Consider the following 21,720-nt stretch of genomic DNA (forward strand, 5'->3'; position numbering starts at 1 on the left):
GCCGGAAGTCACACTCGCTCAAAGAAGGTCGATCGCAGCCCCCGGAACAGGCGCGCGATTGTATAGAGAACCCCGGGCGCGTGGCCGGAGGATCAGACCAGGCACTGGTCCAGGCCCTGTTCCAGGATCTCGCGCGGCAGGTCGATTCCGATGAACACCATGCGGCTGGTGCGCTTTTCGTCGCCGCCCCAGGCCGGGCCGAGGTCGCTGCCCATGAGCTGGTGCACGCCCTGGAAGATCACCTTGCGCTCGGTGCCCTGCATGTGCAGAACGCCCTTGTAGCGCAGCATCCGCGGACCGTAGATGTTGACGATCGCACCCAGGAAGTCCTCCAGCCGGGCCGGATCGAAGGCCCGGTCGGAGCGATAGACGAAGCTCTTGACGTCGTCATCGTGGTGGTGGTGGTGGCCATGGCCCTCGTGCGCATGCGAGGGATGGTCGCAATGCTCGCCATGGTCATGGTCGTGGTCGTGCGCCTCTTCCTCCTTGAGGAAGTCCGGGTCGATGTCCAGCTTGGCGTTGAGGTTGAAGCCGCGCAGGTCGAACACGTCCTCGATGGGGACTTCGCCGAAATGCACCTTCTGCTGCGGCGCCCGCGGGTTCATGTGCTTGAGCCGGTGGATCAGCGCGTCGGTCTCCTCCTCGGCGACCAGGTCGCTCTTGCTGATGAAGATCTGGTCGGCGAAGCCGACCTGGCGGCGCGCCTCCTGGCGGTCGTTGAGCTGCTGCGGGGCGTGCTTGGCATCGACCAGGGTCAGGATCGAGTCGAGCAAGTAGCTTTCGGCAATCTCGTCGTCCATGAAGAAGGTCTGGGCCACCGGGCCCGGGTCGGCCAGTCCGGTGGTCTCGATCACCACGCGGTCGAAGTCGAGCAGGCCCTTGCGCTTCTTGGCCGCCAGCAGCTGCAGCGCCTCGCGCAGGTCTTCGCGGATGGTGCAGCAGATGCAGCCGTTGCTCATCTGGACGATCTGCTCCTTCGACTCGGTGACCAGGATGTCGTTGTCGATGTTCTCCTCGCCGAACTCGTTCTCGATCACGGCGATCTTCTGGCCATGGGCCTCGCTCAGGATGCGCTTAAGCAGGGTGGTCTTGCCGGAGCCGAGGAAGCCGGTGAGGATGGTGGCGGGGATGAGGGCCATGGGGATGCTCCGGGGAAACGAGGGGAACGGGGGAAACAGGCGAAGGCGGGAAGTTTAGCGACGGCCGCCCGGCCCCGCCGCGGCAGGGACAAAGCCTACTTGCGCACCACCACCAGGCCTTTCAAGTACTCGCCTTCGGGGAACTCGATGGTCATCGGATGGTCGGGCGCGGCGCCCAGGCGCTCGGTGATGTAGCCGTCGACCCCGGCATCGATGCCGGCCGAGGCGACGATCTTGTGGAACAGGTCGGCGCCGATGCCGCCCGAGCACGAGAAGGTCAGCAGATGGCCGCCCGGCGCCAGCAGCTTGAAGGCCTGCCGGTTGAGGTCCTTGTAGGCGCGCGCGGCGCGCTCGGCGTGGGCCACGGTCGGCGCGAACTTCGGCGGATCGAGCACGATGGCGTCGAACTGCCGGCCCTCGTCGACGAAGCGGCGCAGGCTGGCATTGACGTCGGCATCGAGGAATTCGGTGCGGGCCTCGTCGAAACCGTTGAGCGCCACATGGGCCCGCGCGCGCTCCAGCGCCGGCAGCGAGGAATCGATCGAGATCAGCTCGGCGCCCTCGACCGCCCCGGCCGCCTGCAGGCCGGCCAGCGCGGCGACCGTGAAGCCGCCGGTGTAGCAGAAGCAGTTCAGCACGCGGCGAAAGCGCCGCCGGGCGGCCAGTTCGGCGAAACGCCGGCGGCTGTCGCGCTGGTCGAGGTAGAAGCCGGTCTTGTGGCCGGTCGCGATGTCCAGGCCCAGCTGCCAGTCGTGCTCGCGGATCCGCAGTTCGGTCGGGCCGCTGCCGCGCAGCCAGCCGGTCCGCGGCTTCAGGCCCTCGCGCTCGCGGCCGCTGGCGTCGGAGCGCTCGTACAGTTTTTCGAGACCGGTGGCGGCGAGCAGCGCGTCGGCCAGCACGGCCTTCCAGCGCTCGACGCCGGCCGACAGGAACTGCGCCACCAGCGTGTCGCCGTAGCGGTCGACGATCAGGCCCGGCAGGCCGTCGGCCTCGCCGTGCACCAGGCGCACGCCATCGCTCTGCACGTCGAACAGCTGGCGGGCGCGGACCGCCTGCGCGACCCGTGCCGCCAGGAAGTCGGCGTCGATGCGCTGCGCCTCGTCGAAGCTCCAGGCACGGGCCCGAATCTTCGAATGCGGGCTGTACGCGGCCCAGGCCAGGAAGCGGCCATCGTCGGCCTCGATGCGGACCGTCTCGCCGGCATCGCCGCCGCCCTTGGCGATCGCCGATTCGAAGACCCAGGGGTGGCGGCGCAGCAGCGAGCGCTCCTTGCCGGAGCGCAGACGGAGAAGCTTCATGGGTTCCTGCTCTTGTTCTTGCGCAGCCCGCCGCCGATCGGCGGCGGGCCCTCGTCGCGGGCCTGGGCCCGCGGATGGGCGGCATCGTAGGCCTTGGCGAGATGCTGGAAATCCAGCCGGGTGTAGACCTGCGTGGTGGAGATGTTGGCGTGGCCCAGCAGTTCCTGCACCGCCCGCAGGTCGCTGCTGGACTGCAGCAGGTGGCTGGCGAAGGAATGCCGCAGCATGTGCGGGTGCACCGGCGCCGACAAGCCGGACTTGAGGCTGCGTCCGCGCAGCTGCTTCCAGACCGAATGGGCCGAGAAGCGGGTGCCGTTGCGGCCGATGAAGAGCGCCGCTGCGTTGCCGGGGTCGCGCAGCCGGGCGGCCTCGAGCGCCGCGCAGTCGTCGCGCAGCGCCAGCCAGGCCCGCAGCGCCTCCAGCGCCTTGCCGCCCACCGGCACGATGCGGCGCTTGCTGCCCTTGCCGAGCACGTGGGCCTCGGCGGCGTCGAGGTCGATCCAGCCGCGCGCCGTGCCGCTGGCGCGCACGTCCAGGCCGATCAGCTCGCCGACGCGCAGGCCGCAGCCATAGAGCAGCTCGACGATCGCGCGGTCGCGCGCCTCGTCCCAGGGGTCGGCCTCGGCATCGTGAAGGTCGGCCAGCCGCACCGCCTCGTCGACCGCGAGCGCCTTGGGCAGCGGCCGCGCGGCCTTCGGCGCATGGACATCCTGCACCGGGTTCGATCCGACCCAGCCTTCATTGCCGAGCCAGCGGTAGAAGCTGCGCCAGCACGAGAGCACCAGCGCGATGCCGCGCGACGCGTGGCCGGAGCCATGCAGCTGGGCCATCCAGCGCCGCACGTGGGCGGTCTGCACCTGATCGAGCGCCAACCCGGCAGCCGCGGCGTTCTGCGCCAGCGTCGCCAGGTGGATGGCGTAGAGCTCGACCGTGCGCGCCGCCAGCCGGCGCTCCACGCGCACGTGTTCCAGGTACTTCTCGATCCAACCCGAGTTCAAGATGCGGCTCCTGCCAGAAATCCGGAAACCAGCGCCTTCCGGCCGGCGCAGCCAGGCCCCTTCGTGAAACACCGCGGAACCGGCATCGCCGGGCCGCTGGTGTTGCCCCCGGCAGGGGGTGGGCGGCTACACGACGTGAGCCAACCTGGGGGCGAGCTAAAAGTACCTGGCATTGTTCACGATCGCCAGCGGCTCGCGCAACGCGCCCTTGAAGGCCATGCCCCAGCGCTGCCAGCAACTGCTCGGCGCGGCCGCGAACTGGACGTCGAACAGGCGATCGAAACCGGAGGCGCGCGCCAGCCGCTCGACCCGCCACAGGTGGTAGGGCTCGGTCACGATGACCACGCTGCGGATGCCCGCGGCCCGCAGCACGTCGCGCGACATCGACAGGTTCTCGCGGGTCGACTGCGACGCCGGCTCCAGCAGCAACGCACCGGTGTAGCCCATGCTGCGCGCGTGCTGCGCCATCACTTCGGCCTCGATGCGACCATCCTCGCTGTCGACACCGCCGGTGAACACCAGTTGGCGCACCGTGCCGGCCTTCGCCAGCGCCAGGCCGGCATCGACCCGTCCGGTCAGGCAGGGGTTCGGCCGGCCATCCTTGTAGGCCCGGTTGCCGAGGACCAGCGCCGCATCGGCGGGGCGCTGCGGCGGCTCGGCGAGACGCGCGAGCGCATGCCGCCAGACCATCAGGTGGATCGCCGCGTAGCCCGCCACCCCGATCGCCAGCGCGCCCAGGACGCCGCGCCGCAAACGCCGGTTCAAGGCCGCAAACGCGACAGCGCGCCCGAGGCCAGCTCGGCGATGCGCTCCAGGAAGTCGGTGCCCATCTCGGCGTTGAAGCGCTGGGCATCGGGCGAGGCCAGCACCAGCAGGCCGAAGGCCGGCGCCTCGGGCTCGGGCCGCAGCGGGATCAGCGAAATCGACACCGCCGCCTGCGGCTCGGCCAGCCAGCCGGCGGCCTCGAAGCCGGCGTTGAGGCCGCAGTAGGGCGCGGTCAGCGAGGTGGCGAGGGCCTTGACGTCGTCGCTGACCCACTGGGCGTAGGGCTCGCCCTGGTAGGCGCTGTCGCAGTCCCAGACCTTGATGGCGGTCTGCGGAACCATGAACAGGGTCTGCAGCTGGCCGGCGATCTGTGCCGGCAATCCGCGCGGGTCGCGGGTCGTCAGCAGGCCGCGGGTCCAGCGCTGCAGGCGGTCGGCCGTGACGACGTTTTCGGTGCCGTGGCGAACCATGTCCATCACGCGATGCTCGAGCGCCTTGATCTTCTCGCGCAGCATCTCGGCCTGGCGCTCCTGCAGGCTCACGGCGCGGTTGCCGTGCGGGCTGGTCAGTTGCACCTGGCCGAGCAGTTGGGCGTGGCGCTCGAAGAAGTCGGGCGTGTTCGCGAGGTAGTTGGCGATGTCGTCTTCGGTGATCGGATTCATGGGGTTGGTGTTGATGGGGGTCATGACGGGTCCGGCACCTCGATGTCGCCCTCGAAGACGGTGACCGCCGGCCCGGTCATCAGCACCGGGGCGCCGTCGCCGGCCCATTCGATGGTGAGCAGTCCGCCATGGGTCTGAACGTCGACCCGGGCATCGAGCAGGCCGAGCCGGATGCCGGCCACCACCGCCGCGCAGGCGCCGGTCCCGCAGGCCAGGGTCTCGCCGGCGCCGCGCTCGAAAACACGCAGGCGCACCCGGGAGCGGTCGACCACCTGCATGAAGCCGGCATTGACGCGCTGCGGAAAACGGGGATGGTGCTCGATCAGCGGGCCCTGGGCCGCGACCGGCGCGGTATCGACGTCGGCGACGATCTGCACCGCGTGCGGATTGCCCATCGACAGCACGGCGAGGGCGACGATGGCACTGCCGGCATGGGTATCGAGCGCCAGGTGCCAGGTGTGCCACCCGCCTTCAGGCTGCGGGTTGAGCCCGGCGGTGTCGAAGGGCACCCGGGCCGGATCGAAGATCGGGGCGCCCATGTCGACCGTGACCCGGCCGTCGGCGCCCATCCGCGGCTCGATCACGCCGGACAGCGTCTGCACCCGCACCGCGTCCTTGGCCGTCAGCTGGCGCTCGCGCACGAAACGCATGAAGCAGCGCGCGCCGTTGCCGCATTGCTCGACCTCGCCACCGTCGGCGTTGTGGATCACGTACTGGAAGTCGATGCCTTCGGCCGGCGACGGCCGCACCGAGAGGATCTGGTCGGCGCCGACGCCGAAGTGGCGGTCGGCCAGGAAGCGGTACTGCGCGGCGTCGAGGCCGAGCGGCGCGCGGGTTTCGTCCAGCACGACGAAGTCGTTGCCGGCGCCCTGCATCTTGGTGAAGCGGATTCGCATCGGGGGATTATCCGCTGCCCCGATGCGCCCTCGGGGTCGAATCGGGTGCAGTCCCGGGCCAGGGATACCGCGGAACCGGCTTTGCCGGGCCGCTGGTATCGCCCCCTGGAGGGGGAGCGCCGCAGGCGCTTCGGGGGTGGTCTCAGAACTTGCGGTTGTAGGTGAAGATGAGGCCGGCGGTCCCGAGCGTCCCGACCTGCAAGGCGTCGTCCTTGGTCAGCCGCCAGCCGATCGCGGGAATGATGCCGAGGCCGAAGCCGTTGTGGTTGAACGGCACCTTGTCCTCGTACTCGTCCTTGTAGCCGTAGATGATGCCGGCCGACAGCTTGGCGTAGAACGCGGGGTTGCCGAACAGCCCGTCCCAGCGATAGCCGTAATAGCCGTAGCCGGAGGCCTGGCCGAACGAATTCCGGAACGCCGAGAAACCCCACATCCAGCCGTCCTCCCGGTTGCGCTCGATGCCCAGCAGGTAGACGTGCTTGTGATCGTTCTCGTTGCTGAAGTGGACCGCGAAGGGTCCGATGACCGCTTCCCACCACCCGGAACCGGATGAATCCTGAACGTCCGTCGATTGGCCGAATGCGGCGGGCGAGGCCAGGGAGAGCAAGGTGATACCAAGTAGGGCGCCGGTCCGTAATTTCATCTGGCGGGATTCTGCCCGGAAGATCATCCAAATTCCACCTTTCCAATTAGGGCCATATTTTGTAAGTACTTGCATCGTCTCGCTGTGTCCAAGGCCTGGGTCCGCAGCCGCGTCGTGCCCCGGGCCAGGAAAGCCCGGGCCAGCGCCAGCGACTGGCTGGCCGCGTCATGGCCGCTGGCGTGGCGAAAGGCACGGCGCCTTGCCCAGGGGGCGAACGTTGCGGATCAGGAGGGCATGGGGCAGGGACATGGAAGGCCTCGGCGAGCGGAAAACGAAGCCACGATGGCACGAGCGGCACCGACCCCGAACCGCATGCTGCACCCCGAATGCGGAGACATCTTGAAGGCCTGGCGCGGCGGGCCGATGTTGTTGCGCCAGCGCCTCAGCCAGGGACTAATGCGCGGCATCGCAACTGAATTTTTCACTTTCCGATGAACCCCATCCCCGCCTGCTTCGCCCTCCTCCTCGCGCTGCTGCTCTGCCTGCCCTGGCGCCTGCTGCGACCGCGGGCCGCCGCCGCCCGACCGGCCATCGCGCGCCTTGCCCATGCGGCCGGGCCGCGCAGCCGCACCGACATCCGCCAGCTGCTGCACCAGATGTCGGAGTCGCTGCGCGGCCGGCTGCAGGCGGCCGGCATGGCGCTCGAACTGAAGCTGCCGGCCGATCCGCTGCCGGTGGTGCTCGACCTCCCGGGCATGCAGGAGGTGCTGGCCCACATCGTCGAGCTGGCGTGCCGCGCGATGCATGCCGGCAGCACGCTGCAGGTGCTCGGCCGCATCGACGGCGCCCATGCCGTCGTCAATTTCATCGATGCCGCCCCCGGCCTCGACGAGCCGCGCCTCGCGCGCTGCTTCGATGCCGCCGCCGCCCGCAGTCCGCGCTGGCGCAGCGATCTCGACACCATCGCGAGCGTCGCGCTCTGCGAACAGATCGTGAGCGATCACCGCGGGCGGATCTATGCCGCTCCGTCGCCGCTCGGCAGCCTCGGCATCACGCTGAGACTGCCGCTGGAACGCCAGGCCGCCGGCGCCCCGCGCCTCCAGGGCCTGTGACTGCACACGATTTCTCCCAGATCGTGGCGCACAGTCGCAGCCGCGCAAGTTCCGCGCAGGAGGAAACACACATGCCCGATTCCCTGTCCCCGATGCCCGCAGCCGGCCGCCGCCAGGCGCTTGGCGCGCTCGGCTCCCTGGGCCTGCTGACGCTGGCCGGCTGCGGCGGCGGAGGCGCTGCCGGCAGTACCGGCACGTCGACCCTGTCGACGGCCCTGGCAACGAGCGCCAGCACCGCCACGGACAGCGCCACGGCGGCCGAAACGGCGGCAGCCACGACGTCCGCCACCACCAGCAGCTGCCAGGTCGTGCCCGAGGAAACGGCCGGCCCCTACCCCGCGGACGGCTCGACGGCCAGCAACAACAACTACAACGTGCTGGCACTCGCCGGCATCGTGCGCTCGGACATCCGCACCAACGTCGGCAGCAGCGTCCAGGTGGGGGGCGCACCGCTGACGCTCTCGATCACGCTGACCAACACGCAGTCCGCCTGCGCGCCGCTGGCGGGCTATGCGATCTACCTGTGGCATTGCACCCGCGAAGGCACCTATTCCGTCTACACCACCCAGAGCCTGGCCGACAACCACCTGCGGGGCGTGCAGGAAACCGACACCAACGGCAATGTGCGCTTCGTCACGGTGGTGCCCGGCTGCTACGCCGGCCGCATGCCTCACATGCACCTGGAGATCTACCGCAGCCTGTCGACGGCCAACTCGGCCGGCAACAAGCTCCGGACCACGCAGCTCGCGTTCCCGACCGACACCCTGCGCGCCATCTATGGCAGCGCGGCAGGCTATTCGCAGAGCGTCGCCAACCTCAATGGGATCAGCTTCGCCACCGACAACGTCTTCAGCGACGGCACTTCCCTCGAGATGGTGGACTTCAGCGGCGACGCGACCAACGGCTACAGCGCGAGCATCGCGATCTCGATCGCCGTCTAGGGGCCCGTTCACCCTGGGCCATGCCGCAAAATGCGGTTCGCCCTTCGCCGCCATGCCTCGACTGACGCTCTTCCGAAAGATATTCCTCGCGCTCGCCGTGCTGCTGCTGGCCCTGCTGCTGATCTTCACGGGCTTCTCGTGGCTCGGCCTGCAGCGCGGACTCGGTCCCTACGTGGCCGAGGTGGAGCTCCGGCGCATGGACTGGTTCGCCGAGATCCTGAAAAAGAGCCACGCGGCCGAGGGCAACTGGGACGCCTTGCGCCACGACGAGGAGGCCTGGTTCCGCCTGCAGATGGAACCCTTCCGTCGCCAGGGTCCGCCCCACAGCAAGATGCCGCCCCCCGGTCCCGACGGCGGCGGCATGCGCACCATCCCGCCCTGGCCGCCCGAGGACTTCCGCCCGCCGCCCTGGCAGGACGGTCCGCCGTTTGCCAGCCCGGGCGGACCGCGGCCGCTGCCGCCCGAACTGCTGCCGCCGCGCCTGAACCTGCCGCTGCCGCCACCGGGTGCGATGCGGGACCCTCGCAACCGTCCGGACTCGGTCTACCAGCGGCTGGGCCTGGTCGACGCCGCCGACCACTGGATCGCCGGCGCCCGGGTCGACCCTGCCACCGCGGCCCGGCTGCCGTTGCGCGACGGCGATCGCGTCATCGGCGTGCTGCTGCTGGCGCCGCTCGAAGGCCTCGAGACCGAGGCCGACCGCGCTTTCGTCGCCCGGCAGGCGGGCTTCGTGGTCTGGACCGGCATCGCCGGCCTGGCGATCGCGCTGCTGCTTTCGTGGCTGCTGGCGCGGCGCTGGTTCGCCCCCATCGAGGCGCTGACGCAGGGCGCCGAACGCATCGCGCAAGGTCGGCTGGACGCCCGCGTGCCGGTGCGCGGGCAGGACGAGCTGGCCTTGCTCGGCCGCACCTTCAACGGAATGGCCGAACGCCTCGACGGCATCGAGTCCTCGCGCCGGGCCTGGCTGGCCGACGTCGCCCACGAGCTGCGAACGCCGCTGGCCGCGATGCGGGCCGAGATCGAGGCACTGCAGGACGGTGTGCGCCGCTTCGACGACAAGACCGCGCTGCGCCTGCACCGGCAGGTGATGCGGCTGAGCCAACTGGTCGACGACCTGCGCAGCAGCATGCACGAGCGCGCCGATGCGCCGGCGCCCTTCGTCGCGCTGGACCCGCTGGCCCTGCTCGAGGAGGCTCTGGCCCTGACGCGCGAGCGCTTCGCGCAGCGACACATCGCCATCGATGCCACCGAGCTCGAACAGCTGTCGGCCCGGCGCCGGCCCGCGCTGCAGGGCGATCCCCACCGCCTGCACCTGGTCTTCATGAACCTGCTGGAAAACACGCTGTGCTACACCGACGCTGGCGGCCGCCTGCGCATCGGCGCGCGGATCGAGGGCTCGGCGGACAGCGAGCGGCTGGAGCTTCGATTCGACGACAGCGCGCCCGGCGTCACGGCCGCCGAGCTGCCGCGGCTGTTCGAGCGGCTGTTCCGCGGCGAAGCCTCTCGCAACCGGGCCCTCGGCGGCTCCGGACTCGGGCTGGCGATCTGCCGCGCGACCGTCGAGGCGCACGGCGGCGGCATCGAGGCGGCGGCGTCGCCGCTGGGCGGGGTGGGTATCGTGCTGACCCTGCCGCTGACGCACACGGAGCCGTTGCCATGAGGAGCTTCCAATGAACAGAATCCTGGTCGTCGAGGACGAGGACGACATCGCGTCGGTGCTGGTCGACTACCTGCAGCACGCCGGCTACCAGACCGAGCGTGCCGCCGATGGCGAGCGCGCACTCGAGCGGATGCTGCACGAGCCGCCCGATCTCACGCTGCTCGACATCATGTTGCCGCGGCTGGATGGCATCGAGGTGCTGCGGCGCGCCCGCCTGAACAGCACGCACCCGGTGATCATGCTCACCGCGCGCATCGAGGAGGTCGACCGCCTGCTCGGCCTGGAGCTCGGTGCCGACGACTACATCTGCAAGCCCTTCTCGCCGCGCGAAGTCGTGGCGCGGGTGCGCGCCGTCCTGCGCCGCAGCGCGGGCGCCGGTGCGACGACCTCGGCAGCCCGGCGCCTGCAGCTCGACGACACGCACTGGCGCGCCAGCTTCGACGGCGTCGCGCTGAACCTGACCCGGCTCGAGTTCCGCCTGCTCCAGGCGCTGTCGCGGCAGCCGGGGCGCATCTTCTCGCGTGCGCAGCTGCTGGACCTGGCCTACGAGGACACGGTCGACGTGGCCGAGCGCGCGATCGACAGCCACATCAAGAACCTGCGCCGCAAGCTGGCCGCCGCGGCGCCAGCATCCGACGCGATCCGCTCGGTCTACGGCGTCGGCTTCGCCTTCGAGGAGCCGGAAGCCTGAGGCCGCGCCGAGCGCCTCGGCGTCTCGACCGCCCGGCCCGCACCCTGGGCAAGGCGGATCAGAGCCCGCTCATGCCGCCGTCGACGATGATCTCGGTGCCCACGACGAAGGCCGATTCGGGCGCCGCCAGGTGCAGCACGGTGGCGGCGAGTTCCTCCGGCGTGCCGAAGCGCCCGAGCGGAATCTGCGCCTGGATCTGCGCCGCCGTGGCGTCCAGCGCCGCCGCATCCAGTCCGAGCTTGCCGTAGAGCGGCGTGCGGATCGGGCCCGGGCTGACCACGTTGACGCGCGCGCCGCCCGGCAGCAGCTCGGCCGACAGCGTCTTCGCGAGCGAGATCACCGCCGCCTTGCTGGCGGCATAGACCGCGGTGTTGGGCATGCCGATGTGGGCATTGATCGAGCCGTTGATCACGATCGAGGCACCCTTTTCGAGCAGCGGCGCGAGCGCCTGGACCTGGAAGAACACGCCCTTGACGTTGATGTCGAAGGCTTCGTCCCAGAAGGCCTCGGTGACATCGGCGAGGCCCGCGAACTTCGCGATGCCGGCATTGAGGAAGACGGCGTCCAGCGTCAAGCCCCGGCCGGCGATCGCCGCCGCGAGCTCCTTCGCCGCCGCGGGCACGCCGGCGTCGTTGCGGATGGCGATGGCATCGGCGCCGAGTTCGGTGCGCGCCCGGTCGAGCGCCGCGGCGTCGCGGCCGGTGACGACGACGCGCGCGCCTTCGGCGGCGAAGGCCTTGGCGGTCGCGAGGCCGATGCCGCTGGTGCCGCCGGTGACCAGGACTGTCTTGTGTTGAAAGCGATTCATGAGGAACTCCTGAGGGGTTGCGGTGAAAGGACCGTGAGGCAATGATCGTCCCGCAGGACCTTCTTGACGTCCCGTGCCGCCGATGGAAACGTTCGGTTCTGTCGAACATGTTCGCCATCCATGCGATGATTTCGGCCCGCCTTCCCCAAGGAGCGCCGATGCTGTCCGACGACGAGATCGCCTTGCTCGAAGCCATCCGCGAGAGCGGCAGCCTGTCGCGTGCCGCCGCCCGCCTGGGCAAGGCGCCGTCCACCCTCTCGCACGCCGCGCGCCAGCTCGAGGAGCGCTTCGACGCCCTGCTGTTCGACCGCCGCCGCTACCGGCTCCAGCTGACTGCCGCCGGGCAACTGCTGGCCCAGGAGGCCGCGCGGCTGGCGCTGGACGTGGCGCGGCTGTCGCAGCGCGTGCGGCAGGTCGCCAGCGGCTGGGAGGACCGGCTTCGGATCGTCACCGACGAGGTGATCGAATTCGAGGCCCTGCTGCCGGTGATCGCCGCTTTCGACGCCCTGAAGTCGGGCGTGCGCCTGCGGCTGACGCACGAGGTCCTCAAGGGCACCTGGGAGGCGCTGCGCGACGGCCGTGCCGACCTGGTCGTCGGCGCGACCAACGAGCCGCCGGCGATTCCGGGGCTGCGCTGGTTCGAGCTCGGGGTCATGGAGTGGGTGTTCGCGGTCTCGCCGCGCCATCCGCTGGCCAAGGCCGCCGAACCGCTCGACCGCGACCTGCTGGCCCGCCAGCGCGCCGTGGTGGTGGCCGACAGCTCGCGCGCCAGCGAAGGCAGCGCCTACGGCCTGCTCGGCGGCCAGTCGACGCTGGCGGTGCCGAGCATGCACGCCAAGGCGCTGGCGCAGCGCGAGGCGCTGGGCGTGGGCTGGCTGCCGCGCCATCGCGTGGCCTCGCTGCTGGCACGCGGCGAGCTGGTCGAGAAGAAGACCGCCGACCCGCGCGAGCCCAACATCCTGTACGTCGCCTGGCGCGGCGAGCACGAGGGCCGGGCCCTCGAATGGTGGCTCGATCAGTTCCGCCAGCCGCGGCTGGCGAAGCGGCTGGTGCGCGGCATCGACCTGTTCGGCCGCTGAGCGGTGTCAGCCGCCGGGTGCCCGCGGAGGCGTTTCCAGCCGCCGCAGCAGCGCCCCGAGCAGTTCCAGCGGCAGCGGGAACACGATGGTCGAATTCTTGTCGGCACCGATCACCGTGAGGGTCTCCAGGTAGCGCAGCTGCAGCGCCTGCGGATGGCGGCCCAGGATCTCGGCCGCCTCGGCCAGCTTGGCCGCGGCCTGCAGCTCGCCTTCGGCATGGATCACCTTGGCCCGCCGCTCGCGCTCGGCCTCGGCCTGCCTGGCGATCGCCCGCACCATGTTGTCGTTGAGGTCGACGTGCTTGATCTCGACATTGGTCACCTTGATGCCCCATTGGTCGGTCTGGGCCGCGAGGATCTTCTGGATGTCGAGGTTGAGCCGCTCGCGCTCGGCCAGCAGGTCGTCGAGCTCGTGCTTGCCGAGCACCGCGCGCAGCGTGGTCTGCGCCAGCTGGCTGGTGGCCTCGAAGTACTTCTCCACCTGGATCACCGCCTTCTCGGCATCGACGACGCGGAAGTACAGCACCGCATTGACCTTGACCGAGACGTTGTCGCGCGTGATCACGTCCTGGCTCGGGATGTCCAGCACCATCACGCGCAGCCCGACCCGCACCATCTGCTGCAGGCCGGGGATCAGGATCACCAGCCCCGGCCCCTTGACCTTCCAGAAGCGGCCGAGCTGGAACACCACGCCGCGCTCGTACTCGCGCAGGATGCGCAGCGAGGCCGCCGCCAGCATCGCCAGCAGCAAGACGAAGAGCCCCGACAGCACCACATTGAAATTGAAGAACATGTCTCAAGCCCGTGCCGGGCCCTCCGTGTTGTCCTCCGCCACCTGCAGGGCCAGCCCCTGCACGCGCGTCACGCGGATGCGGCGGCCCGCGCGCAGGCCGTCCGCGCCCCGGACCTTCCAGTAGTCGCCCTGGATCTGTGCCCAGCCTTCGCCATCGGCGAACTCGACCAGCTCGCCGGTGGCGCCGACCAGTGTCGCGACGCCGAGCACCTGCGGCCGCCGCCGGGTCTTCGCGGCGATGCCCGCGACCAGCAGGATGAAGGCCGCCGAGACCACGGCCAGCAGGGCCACCAGCCACAGCGGCACGCCGAAACCCGGGGTGTCGTTGTCGATCAGCAGCACCGCGCCGATCGAGAAGGCAATGATGCCGCCGACCCCGAGCGCGCCGAAGCTCGGCAGGAAGGCCTCGGCAACGAGGAAGGCCACGCCGAGGAAGATCAGTCCCAGCCCGGCATAGTTGACCGGCAGCATCTGCAGTCCGAAGAGTGCCAGCATCAGGCTGATCGCACCCACCACGCCGGGCAGCACGAAGCCCGGGTTGGAGAACTCGAACAGCAGCCCGTAGATGCCCAGCATCATCAGCACCAGGGCCAGGCTCGGTTCGGTGATCACCGACAGCACCCGGCTGCGCCAGTCGGCATCGAACACCAGCACCTGCGCATGCTGCGTCGCCAGCCGCTGCGTGCCGAGCGCGGTTCGCACCTCACGGCCATCCACCTGCCGCAGCAGGTCGGCCACATCCTGCGCGATCAGCGTGATGACGTTCTTCTGCAGCGCTTCCGACGCCGACAGGCTGGCCGATTCGCGCACCGCCTGCTCGCCCCAGTCGGCGTTGCGCCCGCGCAGCTGCGCCAGGCTGCGGAGATAGGCCGAGGCGTCGGCCAGGCGCTTGGCGGCCATCGCGTCCGGCGCTGCCGGCACCGGCATCGGCGCCGGCGCCCCGATCGCCACCGGCGTCGCGGCGCCGAGGTTGCTGGCCGGTGCCATGGCGGCGATATGGCTGGCGTAGAGGATATAGGTGCCGGCACTGGCGGCACGGGCCCCGTCGGGCGCCACGAAGGTCGCCACCGGGATCGGCGAGGCCAGGATGTCCTTGACGATGCTGCGCATCGAGGTGTCGAGCCCGCCGGGCGTGTCGAGCTGGATCACCAGCAACCGGGCCTGTTCGCGGGCCGCCAGCCGAAGCCCGCGCCGCACATGGTCGACCGCGGCGGGGCCGATGGCGCCGTCGAGTTCCATCAGGACCACGGTGCCGGCAGAATTGGATGCGGGTGCCGCGGCAGGCACGGCTTGGTCGCCGGCCGCTCCCGCCGCGTGGGCGAGGAGGACCAGTGCCATCAGCCATGTCGCGGCGGACCCCATCCGCTCATTCTAGGGACCACGCGCGGCGCTGTCACACGGCGGCTGCCGCACGCGGCCCGCGCGATCTCCCGATAATCGCGACCCATGGTACGCCCCACCCAACTTCTCCATCCCCAGCGCGAACCGGCGCCCGTGCGCGCCGCCGCCACCGTGCTGCTGCTGCGCGACACGCCCGAAGGCATCGAGGTGCTGATGACGCGGCGCTCCGCGAACGCCAGCTTCGCGCCCGGCGCCTATGTCTTCCCGGGTGGCCGCATCGATGAGGGCGACACCACGGCACGCGCCATCGCGACACGCCGCCGCACCCAGAGCCGGGTGCAGCTCACGCAGGCCATCGCTGCCGTGCGCGAGAGCTTCGAGGAACTCGGCGTGCTGCTGGCCCATCACGCCGACGGCCGGCCCGTGAGCGCCGAGGAGGTCGCCTCGATGGACCGCAGCACCGCCGGCACCACGGTGGCCTTCGCCGACCAGTGCGCGGAACGCGGCCTGCGGCTGTCGACCGACAAGATCTTCACCTTCGCGCACTGGATCACCGATCGCGACCTGCCCAAACGCTTCGACGTGCCCTTCCTGGCGGCGCGCATGCCCGAAGGCCAGACGCCGACCGCCGACGAGACCGAACAGTTCGAGCCCTGCTGGGTGCGGCCGGCCGACGCGCTGGCGCGCCACGCCGCCGGCAGCTTCTTCATGATCTTCCCGACCGTGCGCACGCTGGAACGCATGGTCGCGTATCCGACGGTCGATGCGGTGCTCGATGCCTGCGCCCAGCGCGCGGCCGGCGAGGGCCCGCTGTGGACCAGCTGTCCGCGCGCGGGCCGGCTGGCCGGGAAGGAGGCCCGCTACATGGAACACGAATCGCCCTTCGGCGAGCTGGCCATGGTCAGCCCCGATGGCCAGATCGTCCACACCCTCGACTGGCAGAGCGAGCACCCCGTGCCGCTGCTGAAGAACGTGCAGCGCCTGACCGCCCCGAACCCGGGCGCGATGACCGGTCCCGGCACCAACAGCTACATCGTCGGCGACGCCGACGGCGGCTACATCGTGATCGACCCGGGCCCCAACGACTTCGACCACATCGGCCGGCTGTGGCGCGCGACCCAGGGCGACATCCGGATGATCGTTTGCACCCACTCGCACGCCGACCATTCGCCCGGCGCCCTGCCGTTGCAGAAGCTGTGCAAGACCCCGCCTCCGATCCTCGGCCTGGCCTCGGCGCCGACGGCGCGCTCAAGCGCCCGCTTCACGCCCGAGCGCGTGCTGCACGACGGCGAGCGCCTGGTGCTGACCGCGCCGGCGATCAGCGACAGCGGCGAGACCCGGGTGCCGGCCCACACGCTGCGCGCGATCCACACGCCCGGCCACGCGGCCAACCACCTGTGCCTGCTGCTGGAGGAGGACGGCCTGCTGTTCTCGGGCGACCACATCCTGAACGGCAGCACCACCGTGGTCGATCCACCGGACGGCAACATGAACGCCTACCTCGACTCGCTCGACAAGCTCGACACCGCCTGCGCCGAGGGCGGCGTCGGCTTCATCCTGCCCGCGCACGGCTACGTGATGGGCGAGGCCCGGGCCGCCATCGCCCACCTGAAGGCGCACCGCCTGAAGCGCGAGGCGAAGATCGCCGCCGTGATGCGAAAGTTGCCGACGGGAACGCCCGAGGAGTGGCTGCCGCTGGCTTACGACGACGTGCCCGAACGCATGTGGCCGGTGGCCGCGCGTTCGCTCGCGGCGCATGTCGAGCGCATCCAGCAGGCGGTCAAGCCATGAAGGATGCCGACGACGAAGGTATCCGGCTGGCCAAGCGGGTCGCCGCACTGGCAGGCTGTTCGCGGCGCGAGGCCGAACTGCTGATCGAGAACGGCGCGGTGCGCGTCGACGGCGTGCCGGTGCTGGTCCCGCAGGCGCGCGTGCACGCGCATCAGCAGGTCGAGATCGAATCCGGCGCCCGGCCCGAGCCCGTGGTGCCGGTCACGCTGCTGCTGCACAAGCCGGCCGGCATGGCGACCGAGGCGTCGCACCGGCTGCTGGTGGCGGCCAATCACCACGAGCCCGAGCGCGCCGGCCTGCGCTTCCTGCCGCGGCACGTGGCGGCCCAGCGCTGCATGACCCCGCTCGAGACCGGCGCCAGCGGCCTGGTGGTCTTCACGCAGGAATTCCGGGTCGAGCGCAAGCTGCAGGAAGACGCCGCCATCCTCGAGCACGAGGTGATGGTCGATGTCGCCGGGCCGGTCGGGCCCGAGACGCTGGCCCGCCTGGAGCGCTCGCCGGCCCGCGTCAGCATCGGCCAGCAGGCCGAGGGCCACACCGGCCTGCGCTTCGCGCTGAAAGGCGCCCGCCCGGGCCAGATCGCCCACATCTGCGACGACGCCGGCCTGCAGATCCTGGCGATGAAGCGCATCCGGATCGGCCGCGTGCCGCTGTCGGGACTGCTGCCGAGCCAGTGGCGTTACCTGACGCCCAACGAACGGTTCTGATGCGTCGAGGCGCGCTCCCTTCGTGGGGCCCGCCGCGCCGGGCCGCTCCCAAGCGGCCGGGCCGCCCCCGGTCGGGGGTGGGCGGCTACGCGAAGTGAGCCAACCTGGGGGCGAGCGAAAAAAGTGTGAAGCACGCCTGTAAGCCGGATTCTGTGCACTGAAGTCTCTTGCGAGACCCCAGCGTGACCGCCATTACTCTGGGCCGTTTGTCGCCAAACGGCTCGATGCCACCTACCCGCCAGCCATCCGCGGAACCACGGGATTCGGAAGTCGCGGCGAACCGCGCTCCGTGCGCTGGCCTACTTGGTGTTGCTGCGCGCAGAGATTGCCCGTTTCACCCGGCCCGGGTTGCCCCGGGCCGACTCGTCTCTGTTGCTCTGATCCTCACCTCGCGGTGGGGAGCCGTTAGCTCCTGCGCTGTCCTGTGCAGTCCGGACGTTCCTCCAGTGCGCTCTTTCGAGACTTGCACCAGCGGCGGTCCAGCGTGCTTCACCGGTGGATTATCGCCACAATGGCCGATCCTCTTTTTTCAGCCAGGCACCGCCCCCAAGGAGACCGCATGAAAGCCGACACGATCCTGCAAACCATCGGCAAGACGCCCCACGTCCGCATCCAGCGCCTGTTCGGCCACGCGACGCAGCAGATCTGGATCAAGTGCGAGCGCGCCAACCCCGGCGGCTCGATCAAGGACCGCATCGCGCTCTCGATGGTCGAGGACGCCGAGCGCTCGGGCGCGCTGAAGCCCGGCGGCACCATCGTCGAGCCGACCTCCGGCAACACCGGCATCGGCCTGGCGATGGTGGCCGCGGTCAAGGGCTACAAGCTGGTGCTGGTGATGCCCGACAGCATGTCGGTCGAGCGCCGCCGGCTGATGCTGGCCTACGGCGCCACCTTCGACCTGACGCCGCGCGAGAAGGGCATGAAGGGATCGATCGCGCGGGCCGAGGAGATCGTCGCCGGCACGCCCGGCGCCTGGATGCCGCAGCAGTTCGACAACCCGGCCAACATCGCGGTGCACGAGCACACCACGGCCGAGGAGATCGCGGCCGATTTCCCCGACGGCGTCGACGTGCTGATCACCGGCGTCGGCACCGGCGGCCACATCACGGGCTGCGCCCGCGTGCTCAAGAAGAAGTGGCCCCAGCTGAAGGTCTTCGCGGTCGAGCCGGTGGCCTCGCCGGTGATCTCCGGCGGCCAGCCCTCGCCGCACCCGATCCAGGGCATCGGCGCCGGCTTCATCCCGAAGAACCTCGACACCGCCCTGCTCGACGGCGTGCTGCAGGTCGACGCCGAACCGGCGCGAGAGATGGCGCGCCGCTGCGCCCGCGAGGAAGGCATGCTGGTTGGCATCTCGTCGGGCGCGACCTTGGTGGCCATCGCCCAGAAGCTGCCCTCGCTGCCGGCCCACGCGGTGGTGCTGGGCTTCAACTACGACACCGGCGAGCGCTACCTGTCGGTGGACGGCTTCCTGCCCTCGTGAGACCTGGCGGGACAGATCAAGAAACCGCGCAGCGGTTTTTGCTCTGTCCCCAACTGACCAGAAGCAGCGCACCACGGCACCCGGCCAGCGTTGCGATAATCGGCATCCCTGCTTGATAAACACAAGCCACGACATGCTGAGAATCTCCGAAATCAAACTCCCCCTCGCGCACGACGAGGCGGCCCTGCCCCAGGCCATCGCCGCCACCCTCGGCATCGCCGTCGAGGCCATGTCCGGCCACCAGGTCTTCAAGCGCAGCTTCGACGCCCGCAAGGCCGAGCTGCTGCAGGTCTACATCGTCGACGTGGCTTTCGCCGATCCGGCGCTCGAAGCCCGCCTGCTGGCCAAGTTCGCCGAGAACCCGCGCATCGGCCCGACGCCCGACATGGCCTGGCAGCCGCCGGTGCAGGCGCCGGCCGCGCTGCCGCTGCGCCCGGTGGTGGTGGGCTTCGGGCCCTGCGGCATCTTCTGCGCGCTGATGCTGGCGCAGATGGGTTTCAGGCCGATCGTGCTGGAGCGCGGCAAGACCGTGCGCCAGCGCACCAAAGACACCTGGGGCCTGTGGCGCAAGAGCGTGCTGAACCCGGAGTCGAACGTGCAGTTCGGCGAGGGCGGCGCCGGCACCTTCTCCGACGGCAAGCTCTACAGCCAGATCAAGGACCCGCGCTTCCTCGGCCGCAAGGTGATGGAGGAGTTCGTCAAGGCCGGCGCGCCGCCCGAGATCCTCTACGTCGCGCACCCGCACATCGGCACCTTCAAGCTGGTCAAGGTGGTCGAGAACATGCGCGAGCAGATCGTCCGGCTCGGCGGCGAGATCCGCTTCGAGCAGCGCGTGACCGACGTGCTGCTCGAGGACGGGCCGGACGGCGGCAAGACGCTGCGCGGCCTGGTCGTGCGCGACCAGCGCACGGGCGAAACCCACGAACTGCGCGCCGACCACGTGGTGATGGCACTGGGCCACAGCGCGCGCGACAGCTTCGAGATGCTGCACGCACGCGGCGTGCACATCGAAGCCAAGTCCTTCTCGATCGGCTTCCGGGTCGAGCATCCGCAGGGGCTGATCGACCGCGCCCGGTGGGGCCGCCACGCCGGCCATCCGCTGCTCGGCGCCGCCGACTACAAGCTGGTGCACCACGCGGGCAACGGCCGCTCGGTCTACAGCTTCTGCATGTGCCCGGGCGGCACCGTGGTGGCCGCGACCAGCGAGCCGGGCCGGGTCGTGACCAACGGCATGAGCCAGTACTCGCGCAACGAGCGCAACGCCAATGCGGGGATCGTCGTCGGCATCGAGCCGCGCGACTTTCCGGGCTGGGAGGAAGGCCGCACGGGCTCTGCGCTGGCCGGCATCGAACTGCAGCGCGCGTTGGAGTCGAATGCCTTCGTGCTCGGCGGCGGCGACTACCGGGCGCCGGGCCAGCTGGTGGGCGACTTCGTCGCCGGCCGGCCCTCGACCGCGCTCGGCAGCGTCGAGCCGTCGTACAAGCCGGGCGTGACGCCAGCCGACCTGCATGCCGCGCTGCCCGGCTACGCGATCGAGGCCATGCGCGAGGCTTTCCCGGCCTTCGGCCGCAAGATCAAGGGCTTCGACCTGCACGACGCGGTGCTGACCGGGGTCGAGACCCGGACCTCGTCGCCGATCCGGATCACGCGCGGCGAAGATTTCCAGAGCCTCAACGTGCGCGGCCTGTACCCGGCCGGCGAAGGCGCGAGCTATGCCGGCGGGATCCTTTCAGCCGGCGTTGACGGGATCAAGGTCGCCGAGGCCGTGGCGCGCGACGTCGCCGGAGCCTAGGGCACAGAGTTCCGGCCGGCGCAGCCAGGCCCGTTGGTGGAACACCGCGGAACCGGCTTTGCCGGGCCGCTGGTGTTGCCCCCGGCAGGGGGTGGGCGGGCTACACGAAGTGAGCCCAACCTGGGGGTGAGCTCAGTGCCACCGCGGAACCGGCTCTGCCGGGCCGCTGGTGTTGCCCCCGGCAGGGGGTGGGCGGGCTACACGAAGTGAGCCCAACCTGGGGGCGAGCTCAGCTATTCTGCAGCGCGGCAATCCGCTCCTCGATCGGCGGGTGGGTGGCGAACAGGCTGCCGAGCTTGCCGGTGATGCCCATGGCCTCGACCGACTTCGGCAGCTCGCCGGGCGTCAGGCCACCCAGGCGGGCCAGCGCGTTCATCATCGGCTGCTTGCGGCCCATCAACTGGGCGGCGCCGGCGTCGGCACGGTATTCGCGCTGGCGCGAGAACCAGGCCACCACGATGGCGGCGGCAAAGCCGAGCACGATGTCGAGCACGATCGTGGTCACGAAGTAGCCGATGCCGGGCCCCGAGGAGCGCTCGTCGTTGCGGCGCAGGAAGCTGTCGACCGCATAGCCGATCACGCGCGACAGGAACACCACGAAGGTGTTCATCACGCCCTGGATCAGGGTCATGGTCACCATGTCGCCGTTGGCGACGTGCGCCACTTCGTGGCCGATCACGGCCTCGACCTCTTCGCGCGTCATGTTCTGCAGCAGGCCGGTCGACACCGCCACGAGCGACGAATTCTTGAAGGCACCGGTGGCGAAGGCGTTCGGGTCGCCCTCGAAGATGCCGACCTCGGGCATGCCGATGCCGGCCTTGTCGGCGAAGTTGCGCACGGTCTGCACGATCCAGGCTTCGTCGGGCGACTGCGGGTCGTTGATGATCCGCACGCCGGCCGACCACTTGGCCATCGGCTTGCTGATCAAGAGCGAGATGATCGCGCCGCCGAAGCCCATGATCAGGGCGAAACCGAGCAGCGCCCCGAGGTTGAGCCCGTTGGCCGTGAGGAAGCGGTTGACGCCCAGCAGGCTGGCAACCACGCCCAGGACCGCGACCACCAAGACGTTGGTCAGGACGAAAAGAAGGATGCGTTTCAAGTTGGATTCTCCGTGGGAAAACAGGCGGTGTCCGCCCCTGGACATGAGGGTTGCGACCCGGGTTGCAAGGATTCGGACGCCATCAT

At 70.2% G+C, this 21,720-nt stretch carries 20 protein-coding genes and 1 other RNA gene; 9 read left to right on the forward strand and 12 right to left on the reverse strand.

Annotated features, from left to right (window positions below; translation table 11 throughout):
- Nucleotides 1-92: 92 nt before the first annotated feature.
- The 7 genes from AC1DYD_RS13875 to AC1DYD_RS13905 all read right to left on the reverse strand — a co-directional run bounded on the left by AC1DYD_RS13875 (nucleotide 93) and on the right by AC1DYD_RS13905 (nucleotide 6,401).
- Nucleotides 93-1,139, reverse strand: a complete 1,047-nt coding sequence (locus AC1DYD_RS13875) for a CobW family GTP-binding protein (RefSeq protein WP_478173321.1) — start codon at nucleotides 1,137-1,139, stop codon at nucleotides 93-95.
- A gap of 95 nt (nucleotides 1,140-1,234) precedes the next feature.
- Nucleotides 1,235-2,437, reverse strand: a complete 1,203-nt coding sequence (locus AC1DYD_RS13880; protein ID WP_478173322.1) for a class I SAM-dependent rRNA methyltransferase — start codon at nucleotides 2,435-2,437, stop codon at nucleotides 1,235-1,237.
- Entirely contained in the window at nucleotides 2,434-3,435 is a 1,002-nt protein-coding gene (locus AC1DYD_RS13885; protein WP_478173323.1) for a tyrosine-type recombinase/integrase, read from the reverse strand. The genes AC1DYD_RS13880 and AC1DYD_RS13885 overlap by 4 nt, the downstream gene beginning before the upstream one ends.
- A gap of 156 nt (nucleotides 3,436-3,591) precedes the next feature.
- Complete coding sequence (locus tag AC1DYD_RS13890; protein WP_478173324.1) at nucleotides 3,592-4,200, reverse strand: YdcF family protein; 609 nt, start codon at nucleotides 4,198-4,200, stop codon at nucleotides 3,592-3,594.
- Nucleotides 4,197-4,886: a DUF484 family protein gene (locus tag AC1DYD_RS13895; RefSeq protein WP_478173325.1), complete on the reverse strand. Its 690-nt coding sequence runs from the start codon at nucleotides 4,884-4,886 to the stop codon at nucleotides 4,197-4,199. Before AC1DYD_RS13895 ends, AC1DYD_RS13890 begins: the two co-directional genes overlap by 4 nt.
- Complete coding sequence (gene dapF / locus AC1DYD_RS13900; RefSeq protein ID WP_478173326.1) at nucleotides 4,883-5,758, reverse strand: diaminopimelate epimerase; 876 nt, start codon at nucleotides 5,756-5,758, stop codon at nucleotides 4,883-4,885. The genes AC1DYD_RS13895 and dapF overlap by 4 nt, the downstream gene beginning before the upstream one ends.
- A 142-nt stretch (nucleotides 5,759-5,900) precedes the next feature.
- The gene (locus AC1DYD_RS13905; RefSeq protein ID WP_478173327.1) at nucleotides 5,901-6,401 is read right to left on the reverse strand and encodes an ABC transporter ATP-binding protein; all 501 of its coding nucleotides are present in this window, start codon (nucleotides 6,399-6,401) and stop codon (nucleotides 5,901-5,903) included.
- 431 nt (nucleotides 6,402-6,832) lie between these two features.
- On the opposite strand from AC1DYD_RS13905, the gene AC1DYD_RS13910 reads away from it, so the two are divergent.
- The 4 genes from AC1DYD_RS13910 (at nucleotide 6,833) to AC1DYD_RS13925 (ending at nucleotide 10,745) form a co-directional block, all read left to right on the forward strand.
- On the forward strand, nucleotides 6,833-7,453 hold the full coding sequence (locus AC1DYD_RS13910; RefSeq protein ID WP_478173328.1) for a hypothetical protein: 621 nt from the start codon (nucleotides 6,833-6,835) through the stop codon (nucleotides 7,451-7,453).
- Nucleotides 7,454-7,524: 71 nt separating this feature from the next.
- On the forward strand, nucleotides 7,525-8,394 hold the full coding sequence (locus AC1DYD_RS13915; protein WP_478173329.1) for a dioxygenase family protein: 870 nt from the start codon (nucleotides 7,525-7,527) through the stop codon (nucleotides 8,392-8,394).
- A gap of 52 nt (nucleotides 8,395-8,446) precedes the next feature.
- Entirely contained in the window at nucleotides 8,447-10,054 is a 1,608-nt protein-coding gene (locus tag AC1DYD_RS13920; protein WP_478173330.1) for an ATP-binding protein, read from the forward strand.
- 10 nt (nucleotides 10,055-10,064) lie between these two features.
- Entirely contained in the window at nucleotides 10,065-10,745 is a 681-nt protein-coding gene (locus AC1DYD_RS13925; protein ID WP_478173331.1) for a response regulator, read from the forward strand.
- A gap of 58 nt (nucleotides 10,746-10,803) precedes the next feature.
- On the opposite strand, the gene AC1DYD_RS13930 is transcribed toward AC1DYD_RS13925, so the two are convergent.
- The gene (locus AC1DYD_RS13930) at nucleotides 10,804-11,553 is read right to left on the reverse strand and encodes an SDR family oxidoreductase (RefSeq protein ID WP_478173332.1); all 750 of its coding nucleotides are present in this window, start codon (nucleotides 11,551-11,553) and stop codon (nucleotides 10,804-10,806) included.
- 158 nt (nucleotides 11,554-11,711) lie between these two features.
- Between AC1DYD_RS13930 and AC1DYD_RS13935 the strand changes: the two genes are divergently transcribed.
- Nucleotides 11,712-12,632, forward strand: a complete 921-nt coding sequence (locus tag AC1DYD_RS13935; protein ID WP_478173333.1) for a LysR family transcriptional regulator — start codon at nucleotides 11,712-11,714, stop codon at nucleotides 12,630-12,632.
- A 6-nt stretch (nucleotides 12,633-12,638) separates the two neighbouring features.
- Here the strand turns inward: AC1DYD_RS13935 and AC1DYD_RS13940 are convergent, their stop codons facing one another.
- The gene (locus AC1DYD_RS13940) at nucleotides 12,639-13,424 is read right to left on the reverse strand and encodes a slipin family protein (RefSeq protein WP_478173334.1); all 786 of its coding nucleotides are present in this window, start codon (nucleotides 13,422-13,424) and stop codon (nucleotides 12,639-12,641) included.
- A 3-nt stretch (nucleotides 13,425-13,427) separates the two neighbouring features.
- Nucleotides 13,428-14,762, reverse strand: a complete 1,335-nt coding sequence (locus AC1DYD_RS13945) for an NfeD family protein (RefSeq protein WP_478173335.1) — start codon at nucleotides 14,760-14,762, stop codon at nucleotides 13,428-13,430.
- Nucleotides 14,763-14,870: 108 nt separating this feature from the next.
- Here AC1DYD_RS13945 and AC1DYD_RS13950 point away from each other — a divergent pair, with 108 nt between their 5' ends.
- Nucleotides 14,871-16,556 carry an MBL fold metallo-hydrolase gene (locus tag AC1DYD_RS13950; RefSeq protein WP_478173336.1) on the forward strand — a complete coding sequence of 562 codons (1,686 nt, stop codon included), beginning with the start codon at nucleotides 14,871-14,873 and terminating at the stop codon, nucleotides 16,554-16,556.
- Nucleotides 16,553-17,263 carry an RNA pseudouridine synthase gene (locus tag AC1DYD_RS13955; RefSeq protein WP_478173337.1) on the forward strand — a complete coding sequence of 237 codons (711 nt, stop codon included), beginning with the start codon at nucleotides 16,553-16,555 and terminating at the stop codon, nucleotides 17,261-17,263. The genes AC1DYD_RS13950 and AC1DYD_RS13955 overlap by 4 nt, the downstream gene beginning before the upstream one ends.
- A 123-nt stretch (nucleotides 17,264-17,386) precedes the next feature.
- Here the strand turns inward: AC1DYD_RS13955 and rnpB are convergent.
- Nucleotides 17,387-17,754: RNase P RNA component class A (gene rnpB / locus AC1DYD_RS13960), an RNA gene on the reverse strand.
- 68 nt (nucleotides 17,755-17,822) lie between these two features.
- On the opposite strand from rnpB, the gene cysK reads away from it, so the two are divergent.
- Together cysK and AC1DYD_RS13970 are read left to right on the forward strand one after the other, a co-directional pair.
- Nucleotides 17,823-18,743, forward strand: a complete 921-nt coding sequence (gene cysK / locus AC1DYD_RS13965; protein WP_478173338.1) for a cysteine synthase A — start codon at nucleotides 17,823-17,825, stop codon at nucleotides 18,741-18,743.
- 133 nt (nucleotides 18,744-18,876) lie between these two features.
- On the forward strand, nucleotides 18,877-20,535 hold the full coding sequence (locus AC1DYD_RS13970; protein ID WP_478173339.1) for an NAD(P)/FAD-dependent oxidoreductase: 1,659 nt from the start codon (nucleotides 18,877-18,879) through the stop codon (nucleotides 20,533-20,535).
- A 229-nt stretch (nucleotides 20,536-20,764) separates the two neighbouring features.
- On the opposite strand, the gene htpX is transcribed toward AC1DYD_RS13970, so the two are convergent.
- Nucleotides 20,765-21,634 carry a protease HtpX gene (gene htpX, locus AC1DYD_RS13975; protein ID WP_478173340.1) on the reverse strand — a complete coding sequence of 290 codons (870 nt, stop codon included), beginning with the start codon at nucleotides 21,632-21,634 and terminating at the stop codon, nucleotides 20,765-20,767.
- Nucleotides 21,635-21,720 lie beyond the last annotated feature (86 nt).

It is taken from the genome of Variovorax sp. P4_B11 (assembly GCF_056402355.1).